General features: G+C 45.6%; 16 protein-coding genes. 8 read left to right on the top strand and 8 right to left on the bottom strand.

Annotated features, from left to right (window positions below):
- The first annotated feature begins 321 nt into the window (after nucleotides 1-321).
- From norR to Q1A86_RS00400, 4 genes are all read left to right on the top strand, one after another.
- On the top strand, nucleotides 322-1,920 hold the full coding sequence (gene norR / locus Q1A86_RS00385) for a nitric oxide reductase transcriptional regulator NorR (RefSeq protein WP_299801663.1): 1,599 nt from the start codon (nucleotides 322-324) through the stop codon (nucleotides 1,918-1,920).
- A gap of 13 nt (nucleotides 1,921-1,933) precedes the next feature.
- Nucleotides 1,934-2,251: a cupin domain-containing protein gene (locus Q1A86_RS00390; protein ID WP_299801665.1), complete on the top strand. Its 318-nt coding sequence runs from the start codon at nucleotides 1,934-1,936 to the stop codon at nucleotides 2,249-2,251.
- A gap of 124 nt (nucleotides 2,252-2,375) precedes the next feature.
- Nucleotides 2,376-4,313 carry a U32 family peptidase gene (locus Q1A86_RS00395; RefSeq protein ID WP_299801667.1) on the top strand — a complete coding sequence of 646 codons (1,938 nt, stop codon included), beginning with the start codon at nucleotides 2,376-2,378 and terminating at the stop codon, nucleotides 4,311-4,313.
- A gap of 53 nt (nucleotides 4,314-4,366) precedes the next feature.
- On the top strand, nucleotides 4,367-4,741 hold the full coding sequence (locus tag Q1A86_RS00400; protein WP_220759134.1) for a PH domain-containing protein: 375 nt from the start codon (nucleotides 4,367-4,369) through the stop codon (nucleotides 4,739-4,741).
- 73 nt (nucleotides 4,742-4,814) lie between these two features.
- On the opposite strand, the gene Q1A86_RS00405 is transcribed toward Q1A86_RS00400, so the two are convergent.
- The 6 genes from Q1A86_RS00405 to yjjX all read right to left on the bottom strand — a co-directional run bounded on the left by Q1A86_RS00405 (nucleotide 4,815) and on the right by yjjX (nucleotide 11,057).
- Nucleotides 4,815-6,008: an AAA family ATPase gene (locus Q1A86_RS00405; RefSeq protein WP_299801669.1), complete on the bottom strand. Its 1,194-nt coding sequence runs from the start codon at nucleotides 6,006-6,008 to the stop codon at nucleotides 4,815-4,817.
- Nucleotides 6,009-6,118: 110 nt separating this feature from the next.
- Complete coding sequence (locus tag Q1A86_RS00410) at nucleotides 6,119-6,565, bottom strand: SufE family protein (protein ID WP_299801671.1); 447 nt, start codon at nucleotides 6,563-6,565, stop codon at nucleotides 6,119-6,121.
- 429 nt (nucleotides 6,566-6,994) lie between these two features.
- Nucleotides 6,995-8,206 carry a cysteine desulfurase gene (locus Q1A86_RS00415; protein ID WP_299801672.1) on the bottom strand — a complete coding sequence of 404 codons (1,212 nt, stop codon included), beginning with the start codon at nucleotides 8,204-8,206 and terminating at the stop codon, nucleotides 6,995-6,997.
- 96 nt (nucleotides 8,207-8,302) lie between these two features.
- A complete protein-coding gene (locus Q1A86_RS00420; protein ID WP_299801674.1) occupies nucleotides 8,303-9,346 on the bottom strand; it encodes an NADP(H)-dependent aldo-keto reductase in 1,044 nt (347 codons plus the stop codon).
- 142 nt (nucleotides 9,347-9,488) lie between these two features.
- The gene (locus tag Q1A86_RS00425) at nucleotides 9,489-10,424 is read right to left on the bottom strand and encodes a bifunctional helix-turn-helix transcriptional regulator/GNAT family N-acetyltransferase (protein WP_299801675.1); all 936 of its coding nucleotides are present in this window, start codon (nucleotides 10,422-10,424) and stop codon (nucleotides 9,489-9,491) included.
- 93 nt (nucleotides 10,425-10,517) lie between these two features.
- A complete protein-coding gene (gene yjjX / locus Q1A86_RS00430; protein WP_299801677.1) occupies nucleotides 10,518-11,057 on the bottom strand; it encodes an inosine/xanthosine triphosphatase in 540 nt (179 codons plus the stop codon).
- A gap of 567 nt (nucleotides 11,058-11,624) precedes the next feature.
- Between yjjX and Q1A86_RS00435 the strand changes: the two genes are divergently transcribed.
- A complete protein-coding gene (locus tag Q1A86_RS00435) occupies nucleotides 11,625-12,992 on the top strand; it encodes an aromatic amino acid transport family protein (RefSeq protein ID WP_299801679.1) in 1,368 nt (455 codons plus the stop codon).
- Between the two features lie 130 nt (nucleotides 12,993-13,122).
- Complete coding sequence (locus Q1A86_RS00440; protein WP_299801680.1) at nucleotides 13,123-14,490, top strand: L-serine ammonia-lyase; 1,368 nt, start codon at nucleotides 13,123-13,125, stop codon at nucleotides 14,488-14,490.
- Nucleotides 14,491-14,610: 120 nt separating this feature from the next.
- Here the strand turns inward: Q1A86_RS00440 and Q1A86_RS00445 are convergent, their stop codons facing one another.
- Nucleotides 14,611-15,054, bottom strand: a complete 444-nt coding sequence (locus Q1A86_RS00445) for a GNAT family N-acetyltransferase (protein WP_299801682.1) — start codon at nucleotides 15,052-15,054, stop codon at nucleotides 14,611-14,613.
- A 145-nt stretch (nucleotides 15,055-15,199) separates the two neighbouring features.
- Here Q1A86_RS00445 and Q1A86_RS00450 point away from each other — a divergent pair, with 145 nt between their 5' ends.
- Nucleotides 15,200-15,487: a hypothetical protein gene (locus Q1A86_RS00450; RefSeq protein ID WP_299801684.1), complete on the top strand. Its 288-nt coding sequence runs from the start codon at nucleotides 15,200-15,202 to the stop codon at nucleotides 15,485-15,487.
- Between the two features lie 169 nt (nucleotides 15,488-15,656).
- Nucleotides 15,657-16,955: a dicarboxylate/amino acid:cation symporter gene (locus tag Q1A86_RS00455; RefSeq protein WP_299801686.1), complete on the top strand. Its 1,299-nt coding sequence runs from the start codon at nucleotides 15,657-15,659 to the stop codon at nucleotides 16,953-16,955.
- A gap of 184 nt (nucleotides 16,956-17,139) precedes the next feature.
- Here the strand turns inward: Q1A86_RS00455 and Q1A86_RS00460 are convergent, their stop codons facing one another.
- Complete coding sequence (locus Q1A86_RS00460; RefSeq protein ID WP_299801688.1) at nucleotides 17,140-17,553, bottom strand: META domain-containing protein; 414 nt, start codon at nucleotides 17,551-17,553, stop codon at nucleotides 17,140-17,142.
- Nucleotides 17,554-17,608: the final 55 nt, after the last annotated feature.

The following is a 17,608-nucleotide window of genomic DNA, read 5'->3' on the forward strand; positions in this document are numbered from 1 at the left end:
TATCCTTAATAAAAATCGATACGAGTCTAGACTTAACGAGTTCAGAATAAATGAAGCTAGACTCACTACCCTAAGTGAATGACGTTGTCGTTTGTAGTCTATTTATTGGTAACAATACTTATAGATATATACATATAGCGATTTACGTGCCAACTTTTACATCCCTGTATATTAGAGGGTTTTGGCGACGAAAATCTATTTCTGTAGTCAATTAGACTCCAAGTTCTGTAGTCTAATTGACTCTAAGGAGCGTTTTTTGTTGCTTTGAGCGCGCCGTGATATGGTAGCTAACATCGATTATTTATTAGGTTGATATTGTTTGTGAGCGAGATTTCTTCTTCATCCTTGATTGAGTTAGCACTGGATCTGACCAATAGTTTAGCGACAAAAGATAGGTTTGAGCGTCTACTCAGTACGGTAAGGCACACCATTGCATGTGATGCAGTGGTATTGCTGCATGTTCAAGGGGAATTTTTAAAGCCCTTAGCCTTGCAAGGGCTGACAAAAGAAACCTTAGGCCGACGTTTTGAAATAGCGGCACATCCAAGGTTTGAGCAGCTTTGCGCATCATCAATCCCCTTGCGTTTTGCTAGTGATTGCCCGCTGAACGACCCTTATGACGGTCTAGTACTCGCTCACGCCGGTGATTTGCCTGTGCATGCTTGCATGGGCTTGCCACTATTATCTGATAACAAGCTGATAGGTTTGTTAACGCTCGATAGTATGAGTCCCAATGTCTTTGATGATATTCCCAAGCGAACCTTAGATATTATCGCTGCGATGTCAGCGGCCACATTAAAAACCGCCATATTACTGCAACAGTTAGAGCAGCATTCCAAACATAACCAGCAAGTTGTGGCCGAACTGACCCATGAGGCACTAGTAAAAGATGGGGGGGAATTGATTGGTGAAAGCCAGATCATGTTGAAGCTAAAGCGTGAGATCAATATGGTCGCCGCCTCTAACTTTTCAATCTTAATAGAGGGGGAAACGGGCGTTGGTAAGGAGTTAGTAGCTAGAACCTTGCATCGACAGTCTAGCCGTTGTGATGGCCCATTAGTGTATGTGAACTGCGCAGCGCTACCGGAAAGCTTGATTGAAAGTGAGCTATTTGGTCACGTAAAAGGCGCGTTTACGGGGGCAGATCGTAATCGCGTTGGTAAGTTTAACCTTGCTAGCGGCGGAACTATTTTTCTCGATGAGATAGGCGAGTTACCGTTAGCCGTACAGAGCAAGTTGCTACGAGTACTGCAAAACCAAGAGATCCAAGTGGTGGGTAAAGATGCGATAGAGCATGTTGACGTAAGAATTTTGGCGGCAACGAACAGGCAATTAAAGGTTGAGGTTAAGGCTGGGCGCTTCAGAGCCGATCTCTATCACCGCTTGAGTGTCTATCCGGTTGCGGTACCGCCGTTAAGGTTTCGCGAAGGCGATATTAGTTTATTAACGGGTTATTTTATTGAGCTCACGCGACGAAAACTCGGGATTAGTCAGCTCACGTTAGAGGCCTGTGCGATAGATATGCTAAATCAATATGACTGGCCAGGTAATGTGCGCGAGCTTGAACATGTTATTAGCCGAGCTGCTTTACGGGCACGCAATGATTGTGTCTCACCGATAGTGCGTATTGGCATTAACCACCTTGCGCTAATGCTACCCGCGGCGAAGGTCAGTGAGCCCTTTGATGCTGATGCTAAGAGTGAGGCGCAAGACCATGGACCCAGGATGCAAGGTGAGCTGAACCTAAAGCAGCAAACAGATGATTTTCAGCGTAAGCTGATATTACAAATCCTGACTCAGCAAAATGGCAATTGGTCGGCAACGGCCAAACAGTTACAGATGGATCGAGCTAACTTGAATCGGCTCGCTAAACGTTTAGGGGTTCGTGTGAGTAAGAGCATTGTCGTGAACGCAACATAAAAGGAGCTTGGCTATGCAAAAGCAAAACCTATTTTCTACTCTCCCAAGCGACTTAATTGAAGAAGCGTTTGAGCCGATTGTAGAGCAAGGCGACCTGTTAATTGAACGTATCATCTCTAAAGCACATACCACGCCAGTGGGGGAATGGTACGATCAAGCGCGCAGTGAGTGGGTGGTGGTGATGCAGGGCGCGGCCAAGCTTGAATTTATTGATGGCTCGCTAGTTGAACTTAACCCGGGGGATCATCTTAATATACCCGCCCACGTTAAACATCGAGTGGCGTGGACGAGCGAAGAAGTTGAGACCGTCTGGTTAGCCGTTCACTATTAATCGCGATTAAGACCAATAGCGAATTGGTTAAAAATTGATTTTATATTAGCTAAGGCCAAAGCTCGGCCTTTTTGCTATAATCTTCGCCCAAAATATCTGTGTTAACCCTTTTTGAGTGATTTTTATGAGCAATGTTGGCATCTACAACCCAGAAGATAAGGCGACTGACGAGGTGCATTCTCCATTAGAGATGCAAAATAATCGTCTAGAGCTGCTGGCTCCAGCAAAAAATGCTGACTATGGTATCGAAGCGATCCGCCATGGTGCTGACGCGGTTTACATTGGTGGCCCAGCGTTCGGTGCCCGTGCCACAGCCGGTAACAGCGTCGAAGACATTGCTCGTCTATGTAGCTTTGCTCATCAATATCACGCCCAAGTGTTTGTCGCTATCAATACCATTTTGATGGATGACGAGCTAGATGCGGCGCAAAAACTCATCTGGGAAGTGTACGAAGCGGGCGCCGACGCGTTAATCGTGCAAGATATGGGCATATTGCAGCTCGACCTACCGCCGATTGCATTGCATGCCAGCACACAGATGGATAACCGTAGTCCAGAAAAGGTCGCTTTCTTAGAGCAGGTGGGTTTCTCCCAAGTGGTACTGGCGCGTGAACTTGGTTTAAGCCAAATTCGCGATGTTGCCGCTAACACTAATATGCAGATTGAGTTCTTTATTCACGGTGCATTGTGTGTCGCCTTCAGTGGCCTGTGTAACTTGAGCCACTCATTCAGTAACCGCAGTGCTAACCGTGGTGAATGCTCGCAGCTGTGTCGTTTACCTGCAGATCTTAAGACTCGTCAGGGCGAAGTACTCGCGCAAAATGAGCACCTATTATCCCTTAAAGATAATAACCAGACAGACAACTTAGAAGCCTTGATCGATGCGGGCGTACGCTCGTTTAAGATTGAGGGGCGTCTAAAAGATTTAAGCTATGTTAAAAACGTCACTGCTCATTATCGTCAAGAGTTAGACAAAATCATTGCTCGCCGTAGTGAGTTTGTCGCTTCATCTCATGGTCGCTGTGAGCACACTTTTACGCCGGATCCTGAAAAGACCTTTAACCGTGGCAAGACTGATTACTTTGTCCATGAACGCAGCCAAGGTATGAATGACTTCCGCTCGCCAAAATATATTGGTGAAGAGGTCGCAACCGTTAAGCATATTGGTAAAGACTATATTGAAGTGACTTCGAATGAGACCTTCAATAACGGTGATGGCTTGTGTTTCTTCCCAAGCGATTACGCCGAAGCTAAGCAATCTGATGACAAGCTAAAAGGCCTGCGTGTTAACCGCGCCGAAGGCTTAAAGCTATTTGTACTGCGTATGCCTAAAGAGCTTAAAGTGGGTATGACGATTTACCGTAACCACAACCAAGCCTTTGAGACGGTACTGGCGAAAGAGTCTGCTAAGCGCATTATTGGCGTCGATTTAGTGCTAGCCGATACAGATGACGGCGTATCGCTGAGCATGACTGACGTTTATGGCCACACAGCTACGCAGTCATTAGCGGTTGAGAAAACAGCGGCAACCGATATCGAAAAAGCACAGCAAGGCCTGCGTAAGCAGCTTTCAAAGCTGGGTAGTACCGACTTTAAAGCTCACAATATTTTAATTGAAACCGCCGAGACTTGGTTTATCCCAACATCACTGTTAAACGGCCTGCGCCGTGATACGGTTGCGGCATTAGAGCTTGCACGAGTGGAAGGTTATCAACGTCCTAAGGCGTGGAAATATAACCAGGATGCGGTCTATCCGGTTAAGCATCTGAGCTACCTTGGCAACGTGGCAAACGAGCAAGCTAAAGCTTTTTATCAGCGTCATGGGGTGATTGAAATTCAAGATACCTATGAGAAGAACGGCATCAATGAAGATGTGCCTCTGATGGTGACTAAGCACTGTTTACGCTTTAACTTTAATCTTTGCCCTAAAGAAGTGCCGGGGATCAAGGCTGATCCTATGGTATTAGAAATTGGCAAAGATGTGCTTAAGCTAGTGTTCGACTGCCCGAAATGTGAAATGATGGTAGTGGGTGAGAACAGACAAGTTCGCAGCCCTGATTAGATCCATCGCACGTCGGCGGATCAAGTTTACTCACACTATTAAGGAAAATAGACATGGGATTATTAGATTCGCTGATGGGCAACGCATCAGAGGTTAACCTCGAAGAGTTAACGCAAGAGCTTAGCCCAATTATGGCTGACGACGAGTCGTTAACCTTGGCCTACAAGGTTATTCGCGACATGTTCGTGTTCACCAATAAGCGCCTTATCTTAATTGATAAACAAGGCGTTACCGGTAAGAAGGTGAGCTACCATTCGGTGCCCTATAAGTCGATAACCCATTTTGAAGTGGAAACCGCTGGCACGTTTGATATGGACGCCGAGTTAAAGATTTGGATCTCTGGTCAAAAAGATCCTTTAGTCAAAGAACTAAAGCGTGGCACTGATGTGGTCGGCATACAAAAGACCATCGCTAACCTGTCTTTGTAGGCTGTTATCAATAAAGTAGGCAGCTAAAACATCAATATTACAGCCTGGTATATTCAGCTTGATATATTGAACTTTAGCTGCGACTTTGCCACTGCCAACTAGGCTTAGTTAATATATCCTGCCCGACAATTTCTGTTTGCCCCAACTGCTTATCTAGCTCAATAACATTACAATCTTCAAATTGGTTTAACGCGTTAATCAATCGATTGGCATGGGACACAATCCATAACTGACAATGCTCAGATGCTTTGGCGATTAACCGCGAAAGTGCTGGCAATAAGTCTGGGTGTAAACTGGTCTCAGGCTCATTGAGCACCATTAGTTCTGGTGGCCTTGGCGTAAGTAGTGCCGCAACTAATAATAAATACCGTAAGGTGCCATCGGATAACTCAGATGCCGATAACGGCCTAAGTAGGCCATGCTGGTGAAACTGAATACTTAGGGTGCCGTTAGACTCATAACTAATCAGTACATGTGCGCCGGGAAAGGCGTCACTGACGGCATCATCGAAGGCTTGTTTATCGCCTATTTCAAATATGGTTTGAATCGCCGAAGCGAGATCTCTGCCGTCATGATGTAACACAGGTGTTTGCGTACCGAGCAGAGATTTTCTCGCTGGCGCATCGCTATCACTTCTGAAATGATCGTAAAAACGCCAGGCACGGATATTGTCCCTAAGACGTATTACCTCGGGTGTGCGCTGTGGATCGGCAAGTTCAGTGAAAATACTGTCGCTATGCTGCATTTGCACATTGAGGGTTTGCCAACCGGCTTGTTTCTTTTGTTCTACTTGGTGCTCAGTTCGTGTCTTAACTAGCGCACCGCGGCGCTCTAGTAATACGCTTGCAGGGCGATATTGATTACCGACCCATATCGCTTCGCGCTTAATTTGCGGATCTAAGCCAAACAGCGTGGTGGAGTCGGGTTTAGGTAAACCCAACTCAATTAGGTAGCTAAATTCATCACTGGCAAAGCCTAGCTTTAAGCGTTTTACCTGTTGGCGTACTGTGGGCTCAATATCCACGTCACCACTTAGCATTCGCTTTGAGATGTTTTCCGGACCAGCCCAAAAACTCGAATCAAGCCCCCCTTCTTGCGCCAGCGCGTTGACCACGCCACCTTGGGCCGTTTGAGCGAGTAAACGAAGAGCCTTATATAGATTCGACTTACCCGAGCCGTTAGCGCCAGTAACTAAGTTCAGCTGCGATAAAGGGATCACCACTTCGCGTAGTGAACGGTAGTTTTGAATAGCTAAGGTGGTCAGCATATTAAACTCTTATCCTTTAAATAGGTTCAGAGGGCACTTAGTGACTAGCACTTAAAGAGTGGGAGCATTGTTTCGATGGCTCTGGAAAGTAGCGTTAATGGTTTTCAAGCTTATTCCGCGGCGAGCTTTATTGCTTTTGCGAGTGCGAGTAAACCATTAGTGCGAGAGGGGCTGAGCTGGCCTTGCAGTCCAAGCTGAGTAAAATAGTCGTCAGGGCTAAATGCGGAGATCTCACTGCTGCTCTTGCCATTACAGGCGATTAATAGCAGGGCGACTAGGCCTTTTACGATGCGAGCATCGCTGTCGGCAAGGAAGTAATGTTTGCCATCAATTTCACAGTGATACAACCAGGCGTTACTCTCACAGCCTCGCACCTGAGCGCTATCAACCCGTAAGTCGTCATCGAGCTTGGGTAGACTTTTACCTAATAGCATAATTTGACGGTAGCGCTCCTGCCAGTTACCCGCTTGCTCAAATAATGCCACAGTTGCTGCGGTATCACTCTCATGGGCTAATGCTAAAAACTGCTCTGCAGTAGGCTTTACTTGCTGACTCATACACGACCTAATTTGAATTAATAATATAATAAAAACGTGCTTAGTTTTTATAGAACCTAGAACCTAGAGCACTCGTAAACTCGCTGCTAGAGCGGACTTCGTCCTGCTATACAACCAAGAGCCTACATTTTTGCCTTAATGTAGGTTGGGCTTTAGTCCATCAGCTTTGCAGTTTACCCTGCCTGTGCTGACGGCATAAATGCCGACCTACTTTAGAAGAAGGGCTTAGGTTCTCGGGCGTTCGCAAGCTCACTTCTAGGACGGCCTTCTTTGATGCTCTTCTGCTTTTGCCTTTCTGGCTTTATCCGTCTTGGCTTTTCCTAGACCTTTCTTTCCAAGCTCTTCCGGCTTTACTCGGCTGTTACTGTCTCTGCCTATACCGTCTTGGCTTTTCCTAGAACCTAGAACCTAGAACCTAGAACCTATCTTTTACAACAACAACTCTTTCACTGACTCCATCGCCTCAATAAAGCGGTCGATATCGGCCATATTAGTATAAACCCCAATCGAAGCGCGGCAGCAGCCTTTTAAGCCTAAGCTTTGCATCAGTGGCATAGCGCAGTGATGGCCACAGCGCACGGCTATGCCTTGTTGGTCGAGTAAAATGCCTACATCTTGATGATGTTCATCGGCCAGATTAAAGGCGACGGCGCCAAGGTTATCCTTGTGAGCACCGTAAAGCACCACATCGCCCATGTTTTGTAGCGCGTCTTGCAGGTAGTTAAGCAACTCTTGCTCTTTAGCATGGATCTGCTCGCTTGGCAGCGCCTCGATGAAGTCAATCGCCGCACCTAAGCCAATCACTTCTGCTATCGGTGGTGTGCCTGCTTCTAAGCGGTTGGGCAGAATATTAAACTCTGTTTGCTCGAAGTTGACGCTTTTAATCATCTCGCCGCCCGTAATCAGTGGACTTAACTTGTCCAGAATATCGAAGCGGCCATAGAGCGCGCCTATGCCCGTTGGACCATACATCTTATGGCCAGAGAATACATAGAAGTCACACCCGATACTTTGTACATCGACACTCATATGGGCGATAGCCTGAGCCCCGTCGACTAAGGTGATGGCGCCAACTTGTTTGGCTTTGCTGACTAGCTCTTTGACTGGGTTGACTGTGCCCAGCGCGTTCGACACATGACTTAGGGCGACGATGGCTGGCTTTTCAGCGAGCAAAGCATCGAAAGCATCAATGTCTAGTCGGCAATCTGTAGTCAGCGGAATCGGTCTTATCACTGCGCCGGTGCGTTTAGCAAGCTCTTGCCAAGGCACAATATTGGCGTGGTGAGCGGCGCTATCGATAAGAATCAGGTTACCTTGCTGTATCTGAGCCGTTAAGCCGTTAGCGACGGTATTGATCGATTCGGTCGTGCCATGGGTAAAGATGATCTCTTCACGTCGATTGGCATTAATGAACTGGCGCAGCTTGTCACGTACCGCTTCATACTGGCTGGTGGCACGAGCTGATAGCTGATGAGCTGCGCGATGCACATTGGCATTATCATGCTGATAATAGTGATTCATGGCATCGATCACTTGCTGAGGTTTCTGACTGGTAGCCGCCGTGTCTAGATAGCATAAAGGGTAGCCGTCATTAGACTGAGAAAGAGTTGGGAATTGTGACCGCAGCGTTGAGAGATCCATTAATTGATCCGAGGTTATCGATAAAATAAAAAGGCGCTCAGATCTTGTAAGATCTAAGCGCCTAAAGCAAGGTTAGACGACTAAAATAGCCTGTTTTTATGGGCAAGGCAGGCGATAGAGTAGTGCTAACTCATCTAAGCGTCGCATTAGCTCTGGTGAAATACTGCAGTTTACACTGTCGATATTCTCTTTAAGCTGCTCAAGATTAGTGGCGCCAATGATATTCGACGCGACAAACTTTCTAGAGTTTACAAAGGCTAATGCCATCTGCGCCGGGCTCATATTAAATTCGCGGGCTAACTCGACATAAGCTTTAGTGGCGTCAAGTGCCATTTGGGTGCCGGTATAACGAGCGAAGCGCTTAAACAGCGTCATTCTCGCACCTTCTGGCCATTGGTCATTGAGGTATTTGCCCGACAAAGCACCAAAGGCTAGAGGCGAATAAGCCAGTAATGGCACTTCTTCACGGTGGCTTACCTCTGCCATTCCCACTTCATAGCTGCGATTGAGCAGATTATAGGGGTTCTGCACCGAGACGATTTTAGGTAAATCATGTTTCTCGGCTAAACGTAGATACTCCATAAAACCCCAGGGCGTTTCATTAGAAATCCCGATATAGCGGATTTTACCTGCCTTAACCAGAGAAGCTAGCGCTTCTAAGGTGTCGATAATCGGCGTTTGCTTCTCGTGTTCATCTTGCTGCTGATAGCCAAGCTCACCGAAGAAGTTGGTGTTTCTATCGGGCCAATGAACCTGATACAGATCGATAGTATCGAGTTGTAAGCGTTCGAGGGAGGCGTCGACCGCGGCATGGATATTGCGCCAATCTAACGCCATATTCGGGCGGATATAATCACTCTTACCGCCAGGTGCAGCGACTTTAGTGGCGATAATGAGATTATCGCGATTACCTCTTTGCTTAAGGTAGTTACCTAGAATTATTTCTGTTTCACCTTGAGTTTCAGCCTCTGGTGGCACAGGGTACATCTCAGCCGTATCGATAAAGTTAATGCCTTTACCGATAGCATAATCGAGCTGTTCGAATGCTTGTGCTTGGGTGTTTTGAGCGCCCCAAGTCATTGTACCTAAACAAATTTGGCTAACGTTTAAACTTGAATGGGAAAGACGTTTATATTCCATAAAAACTCACTTATACGTGAATACACTTAATCTGAGGCTAGCAATATTTAATGATAAAAACCATAAACTTATGATTGTATTACATGCTTAAGCCTACAAATAGGCCCGCTTGAGGCTAAAAGCAATCATATATTTAGCAGGATTAATTGACCTGCCTTAGCATCGCGATTTCACAGGCATCGTGGCCGGTATCACCTAAGGGGCCATCGAGATGCTTAAAATCTAAAGACTCATAGAGTTTGATCGCCTCGATTAAGTTCGCCGTCGTTTCTAAGTAACAGGACTCATATCCCTGCTCGCTGGCAAAGCGTAGCCCCTGCAGAGCCAGACGCTTGGCAAACCCCTTGCCACGCACTTGGGGCAGGAAGTACATTTTTTGTAATTCACAAATACCTTGTTGTCCAGTTAGTGGCGCTATGCCAGCGCCGCCAAGGATCTGACCTTCAAATTCTATCACCCAGTAATGGGCATCATTGGCTTGATAAACCTCAGATAGGGAATCGAGGGTTGGATCGGCTACGCCGTAACCTTTGTCGGCCGTGAGCCCATACTCTGCCGATACCTGACGGATAACTTCAGCGATTTGTACATTATCTCTGGCCTCAATGCTTCTGATGCAATACCCCTGCTGCGACTTAGACTGGATTACAGCCTTGTTGTATCGCGCTAAAGAGGTTTCTAATTCTACGATATGTTCTTGGGGAAGCTGGGCCATAATCTCCGTAAAAAGCTGGTTTTGCTGCTCATTAAGCTTAATGAGTTGTCTCTTTCCTTTGGGGGTAATTTGCACCACTAGACTGCGGTTATCTCTGGGGTTCGATTGCGACTTGGCAAAGCCCTTTTCTACAAGTTGACTCACGGCTCGGCTGGCGTTGGATTTATCGATATTAACGATGTCAGCGAGTTGCTTAATGGAGTAACAAGTCTCACCTAACTCAATTAAAGTATGTGCTTGAACTGGAGAAAGAGGCTGACTGCCACAAACGGCGTCTAACAAACCGAGTTGGCGAATAAGTTGCCTGGAAAGGCGGCGCAGCTGAAAAGCGGCGCAGGAGCTATTAGGCTGGGCTTGATTCATCGAACAGGTCTTATTTAGTTGCGAGTAACACCTAACTTACGAGGACTGTTTTTTAAAATCAAGCACCTTAAGGAAAAAGTAATGCAGTTATTGCTAATTCATATACAGGTGAGGGTGTAGCATCGGCGCCATGGCAAGAATTATCGCTTGAGTATAGTTACCTTGGCGAGTGGCGTGACCTTGGGTGAGCAAGGCTATCGCTCCACCTTTTTGTTTGATATTGACGGTATTGAACATGCTGTCCATTACATGACCTAGCTCTTGGCCCTGAGTTAAGGCTTGATAAACGGGCATGGGTAAGGGCAGTTGTGCCCCGCGGCCAACACTGACTTGTGCCTTATGGGCGATAGCAATATAAGCAAAGGTTGCAGGGCCATGCTCAAACAGGTCTACGCCACCTTCCATCGCCATATAGTAGTCAGCTTGATAGTTATCTTGGCAATACTTGACGCGGTTGATTGCGCCCTGCTTGGTTTCGGCTTCGGTCATAGGCTGATCGGCAACCAGTGATGGTGCATCCACACCTTGACAGTCAATCTGCTTATCGGGAAACAGAGTCGCGAGTGCACTTTCTGCTGCGCCGACTTTTACTGGATTCTTTGAGCCAACGATGATGCTTATTATCTCTTTCATTTTGGTTATCTTTTCTCGCGTAGCCAACACTTTTGTCGCAATAGTTTATTGTATTTTATCCGTATTTTCACCACCAAAGATGGGCGTTAGATAAGGCATTCGCAGCATGGATTTAACCTGAGTTAACTTGGCTTAACTCACGCTCAAAAAAAATTAACAAAATCGTCCATTAGTTTAACTAATGCGAGGGTAAATTTCGCCTTCAAATGCTGTGACCCAATTCAAAAACAGACATTGAATTGACTGTTTGTGTCGGTAAATTTGATTTTTTGCGATCTATGCCCGATGTCAAGTTTTCACTATTCGAGGTTGTACATGAGTAATTCATGATTTACGTAAAGTTAATGTTAACTTAAGGTTCGATTGGGTTGCGCCGATAAAGATCAAATGAAAACTTATTACATGATTTAGGAGATCTAGCTCTCAATTTGATTAGGATTTGAAAATCAATTACAGAATGTGAACCAAGATCAATATTTGGCGCAAGCATTAGGATACTCTTAACCTCGAAATTACTCCTGAGATCAAAATTAAACGGTGCCTTTAAGCACCTTTAAGGTAACAAGAATGCAAAAAGACGCGATCTGTACCCAAGAAGTGGTACAAAATGATACGGCAACGACTAAGTCAATGCCTTGGACACGTCAAGATACGACTTGGATGTTGAGTTTGTTTGGTACAGCCGTTGGTGCCGGAATTTTATTCCTACCAATCAACGCTGGTATGGGCGGTTTTTGGCCGCTAATGATGATGGTTGCTATCATTGGTCCAATGACTTACCTCGCTCACCGCGGTTTGTCACGTTTTGTTTGCTCTTCAAGCAAGCCTGGCAGCGATATCACCCACGTAGTAGAAGAGCACTTCGGTGTGGGTGCGGGCAAAGCAATTACTTTGCTTTATTTCTTTGCTATCTACCCAATCGTTTTGATCTACGGTGTAGGTATTACTAACACGGTTGAAAGCTTTATCGTTAACCAGCTAAATATCTTTGTGGAAATTCCACGTTTGGCTGCTGATGGTGCACCTATGCTAACTGAAGCTGGCGTGCAGATCATGGATAAAGTGTCTGGCGTACCACGCTGGTTACTATCTGGTGGTTTAATCATCGCTATGATGTCTGTAATGGTAGCTGGCGAGAAAATGATGCTTAAAGTGACTCAGCTATTGGTATACCCATTAGTTGCTATTCTTGCATTCATGTCGTTCTACCTAATTCCAGATTGGAAAATGGACGCATTACAAGTTGTACCACAAGCGGGTGAATTCCTAGGTACAGTTTGGTTAACTATTCCAGTATTGATTTTTGCATTCAATCACTCGCCAGCGATTTCACAGTTCTCTGTATCGCTAAAACGTGAGCATGGCGCAAACGCAGCACGTAAAGCAGACGTTATTCTACGTAACACCACTTTGATGTTGGTTGGTTTCGTGATGATGTTTGTTATCTCATGCGTATTAGCACTATCGCCAGCACAGCTTGCAGAAGCTAAAGCGATGAACTTGCCGATTCTTTCATACTTGGCAAACGTACATGAGAGTGGCTTTGTAAGTTACTTCGGTCCATTCATTGCTTTCGTTGCGATTATCTCTTCTTTCTTCGGCCACTACATGGGTGCGACTGAAGGTATGAAGGGCTTAATTACTAAGCAATTACGTTCTAGTGGAAAAGACGTTTCTGATTCTAAGTTGAACAAGTTTATCTTAGGTTTCATGTTCTTCACTATTTGGGGTGTGGCAATTATTAACCCAAGCATCTTGGGTATGATTGAAGCATTGGGCGGTCCGATCATCGCGGCTATCCTTTACCTAATGCCAATGTACGCAATCTACAAGGTGCCAGCGTTAGCAGCGTACCGTGGCCGTTTAAGCAACGTCTTTGTTGTGGTTGCTGGTTTACTTGCAATGACTGCAATCCTATTCGGATTAATGTCTTAATAAAGATAAGAGCTGGGCGCTTAAAGATTGCATGCGAGCATCTTAAAGCGTCCAGTTTTTTATTGTTCCATTTGTTTGACAAGGCCAGGAATTCTCCAGGCCTTTCCTCTTTTTTCCGAGGTGATTTTTAATGTTTAGCGCATTTGATATTTTTAAGATAGGTGTGGGTCCATCGAGCTCTCATACTGTCGGGCCGATGAAGGCCGCCAAAGAGTTTATCGATGATGTTCGTCAAACGGGTCAATTTGAACAAGTGACTCGTTTAGGCGTTGAGATTTTCGGTTCTTTATCGTTAACCGGTAAAGGTCACCACACTGATATCGCGATTATTGTCGGCTTAGGTGGTAACTCACCAGAGAGCGTAGACATCGACGCGATCCCAGGTTTTATTGCTGACGTTGAGCAAACGAAGAAACTGCCAATGGGCAGCGAAAAGCAGCTAGTAGACTTTGGTCACGACGCAGTCATTTTCCACAGCCACGCATTACCATTACATGAAAATGGCATGATGCTACACGCCTACAATGGTGATGAGCTTGTACTAAGCAAAACTTACTATTCAGTTGGCGGTGGCTTTATTGTTGAAGAATCAAAATTCGGCAAGGAAGTTGAAAACCCTGTAGAAGTGCCATATCCGTTTAACTTTGCAGATGAGCTTTTAGCAACCTGTAAAGAAACTGGCTTAAGCATCAGCAGCATCATGTTTAAGAATGAATTGTGTTTCAACAGTGAAGAAGCGATTTACGATGGCTTTGGTGCAGTATGGTCTACCATGCATCAAGCAATCGAAAAAGGCTGCCAAACTGAAGGCGTGCTAGCTGGCCCGCTAAAAGTGGCTCGCCGTGCTCCTGCACTTTACCGCCAATTGCTTACTGGTGAGCGTCTATCTAGCGACCCAATGGAAATCGTTGATTGGATCAACGTATTTGCGATGGCAGTAAGCGAAGAAAACGCTGCTGGAGGCCGCGTAGTAACATCTCCAACTAACGGTGCAGCGGGTATTATCCCTGCGGTATTGGCTTACTATGATAAGTTCATTAAGCCAGTTGGTAAGCAAGAGTACACTCGCTTCTACCTCGCTGCGGCTGCGGTGGGTTCACTATACAAGCGTAATGCTTCTATCTCTGGTGCCGAAGTGGGTTGTCAGGGTGAAGTTGGCGTAGCCTGTTCTATGGCGGCTGCCGGCCTTGCTGAAATCATGGGTGCTAACCCAGAGCAAGTATGTATGGCGGCTGAAATTGGTATGGAGCATAACCTAGGTCTAACTTGTGACCCTGTTGCTGGTCAAGTACAGGTTCCATGCATCGAGCGTAATGCGATTGCCGCTGTGAAGGCGATTAACTCATCACGTATGGCGATGCGCCGTAACTGCGCACCAAAGGTGAGCTTAGATAAAGTTATCGCGACCATGTATGAGACGGGTAAAGACATGCACGTTAAGTACCGTGAAACCAGTCAAGGCGGTTTGGCGATTAAAGTAACCAGCATCTGCGGTTAACTTTTTATTGTCAGGTTTTATCTGGCATTAGCAGCAAAAAGGCCATCAGTTGATGGCCTTTTTCATATCTAATCTGTGAGCCAAATTAGGCTCGAAATATTAGTATTCTCGGATGAAAGCTTACTTCTCTTCGTACATCAAGTAATAGCTTTGCTCCATCCCTAGTGCACTATAGGTGAGTTGGGCATTAGTGTTTTCTTTCTCTACATAGAGTCTAAAGCTGGCGGCTCCGCCGTTCTCGGCTGCGAGATCTTTCACCGCTTGATAGAGCTTAGCGTAGAGCCCTTGGCGACGATTCTCAGGACGAATATAGACGCTCTGGATCCAGTAATAATCTTTTGCACGCCAGTCGCTCCACTCAAAAGTCACCATCAAGGAACCAGCAATTTCACCATTGACTTCAGCGACAAGATAGAAGCCTTTTTCTGGTGATGTCAGTAAGGTATTAACACCTTTTTCTAGCACTTGGGTATCTAAGGCTAAACCTTCAGTTTCTTGGGCCATAGCTTGGTTGAAGTTTATTAGGGCTTGTAGGTCTGCCGCTTGACCTTTACGTATCATCATATTTTATGGTCCTTTTTTGGGAGCACTTTAACACGATGTCAGTTGCTAGGCTGCTATTGAGGTGTTTTTATTTTGTGATTTCTCATTCGACTAAAGTCTAACTCTGCTAAACTTTTTTTATGACCCGAGTACAAGTGGAGTCGTGATGAAAAAGGCGCAATCTACAAATTTAACAGCCTCAACAAGCCAATCTCTACGCAGACGACAAGCGCAGCCGATTAAGCATGGGTGGCACTTTGTTCTGACGCTGCTAACACTGGGGATTTGGGGGCTTGTCTGGTGGTGGCTAATTTTGCGCGCCGAAGGCAAGCCGCTTTTTTCAGGCTTTGATGATGCCTATTGGAGCTATCTTATGGAGCGGGATCAGCCTCCAGCTGCACTGCATCGGATGCACTTCTCTAAAAATAAGGAAACCGCAAGATTTGACGCTTAAAATTATCGATTCCTTAGTGCGCTAGCGATTGTTGCTGTGACTAATCAATGGAATTTGCCAGCGTGATATAGATCATCTCCCGCTATTGAAGCATATGCTAAACTGCCGCGTTATTTTTTGAACTAGTAATGTGCTGGTAGTCCTCCTTCAACCGTTTCAAGGCTTAAATATGTCAAATCAACAAACTTCACTTTTGAAAAAAGTGTGGTCAAGCTGGATGTCTGTTCCCCTTTGGTTACAGATTATGATTGGTATGCTGTTAGGTATTTTTACTGGGGTTAGCTTGGGTGAACAGGCGACCTACTTGAAGCCAATTGGTACTCTATTTGTTAACACTATCAAGATGTTGATTGTACCATTAGTGTTCTGCTCCCTTATTGTCGGCGTGACCTCTATGCAAGATACCGCCAAAATGGGACGCATTGGTTTCAAGTCGTTCGCTTTCTACTTAGGTACCACTTCTATTGCGATTACCCTAGGTTTAGCCGTCGGTCACTTTATGCAACCTGGTGTTGGCTTAGATATGGTGGCACACGAATCTGCAGAAGTGGTCAAGCAAGCTCCGTCTGTGATGCAAACCTTGATTGATATCGTGCCAACTAACCCGATTGCTGCACTTGCTAGTGGCCAAATCCTTCAAGTGATTGTGTTTGCCGTGGCCCTTGGTATTGCATTGGTGCTGATTGGCGAACATGGTAAACCAGCAATTAAGGTGTTCGAAAGTTTAGCTGAGGCCATGTACAAGCTAACTGACTTGGTAATGAAGCTTGCACCATACGGCGTATTCGGCTTGATGGCTTGGGTGGCCGGTGAGTATGGTGTCGATATGTTGATGCCGCTGATCAAGGTGATTATTGCAGTTTATATTGGCTGTTTCCTACATGTTGTTGGCTTCTACAGCTTTGTTCTCGTCGTGTTCGCCAAGCTGAACCCTGTGCAATTCTTTAAAGGCATTAGCAATGCAATTGCGGTTGCTTACACCACATCTAGCTCTGCGGGTACGCTACCAGCAAGTATGAAGTGCGCGAGTGAGTACTTAGGCGTTAATAAGAAGATCTCAAGTTTCGTATTACCGTTAGGCACCACTATTAACATGGATGGTACCGCACTTTACCAAGGTGTGACTGCGCTGTTTGTGGCACAAGCTTTTGGTATCGATTTAACTTGGGTTGATTACATTACAATTATCTTAACCGCAACGCTTGCCTCTATCGGTACTGCGGGTGTGCCAGGTGCGGGTCTGGTGATGTTGACGCTAGTGTTAACTACAGTTGGCTTACCACTTGAAGGGGTTGCATTGATTGCCGGTATCGACCGTATCTTGGATATGGCACGTACCGTAGTAAACGTTTCTGGTGATTTGGTTGCAACGACCGTGATTGCTAAGTCTGAAGGCGAGATTGACGTTGAGCACTATAATGCTAACGCCGAGGAAAGTGCAGAGATGGCTGAAAAGCTAAACTCTTAACAGTTAGCTTTCGCCTAGAGCAGATGCTCATGACATAGATTGTCATTAAAATATGAGCAATAAAAAACCGCCAATAGGCGGTTTTTCTGTGTCTGGAACACTTATGACGATTTGCCAAGGATGGCTTTCTTAAAACGGTAAATCGTCGCTGTGTCCGCTATAAATGCAGAGCTAGCTTAGACGATTACTTTTTGCTTAGCACCATAACGGTTTTGTTTTCGGCATCTTTTAGCAGAAGTTTACCCTTAGCCATTTGGGCTTGAGTGACTTCAGGCATGATTTGCATAACACGTTGCTCTTGTGCCATTAGTGCATCAACACAGGCTTTCATCGTGCTACCCGCAGGCTGTAGCTGTAGAGACTGGCCAGCTAGCACATAATTACCAAAAAAGTTATTGCAGCTATTGTTGCCTGTTAGCTTACCATCTGCTGCAAAGATTAATTCTGCTGGGCTGTAATCGATGACAGGTTGGCCATTCGCTGACTCAATATGCCATGTGCCTTCAATCGCTAAATCCTCTAATTGAGTCTGAGGAGTCGACTGACAAGCAGTTAAACCCAATAGCAAACTTGCTAGGAATAAGGATTGTTTTATCATGTTCGGGATCCATAGTAGTTAATATCGATATACTGTGAGTAGTTTATACTAAAAT

Source organism: uncultured Shewanella sp., assembly GCF_947497935.1.
Classification (GTDB): Bacteria; Pseudomonadota; Gammaproteobacteria; order Enterobacterales; family Shewanellaceae; genus Shewanella.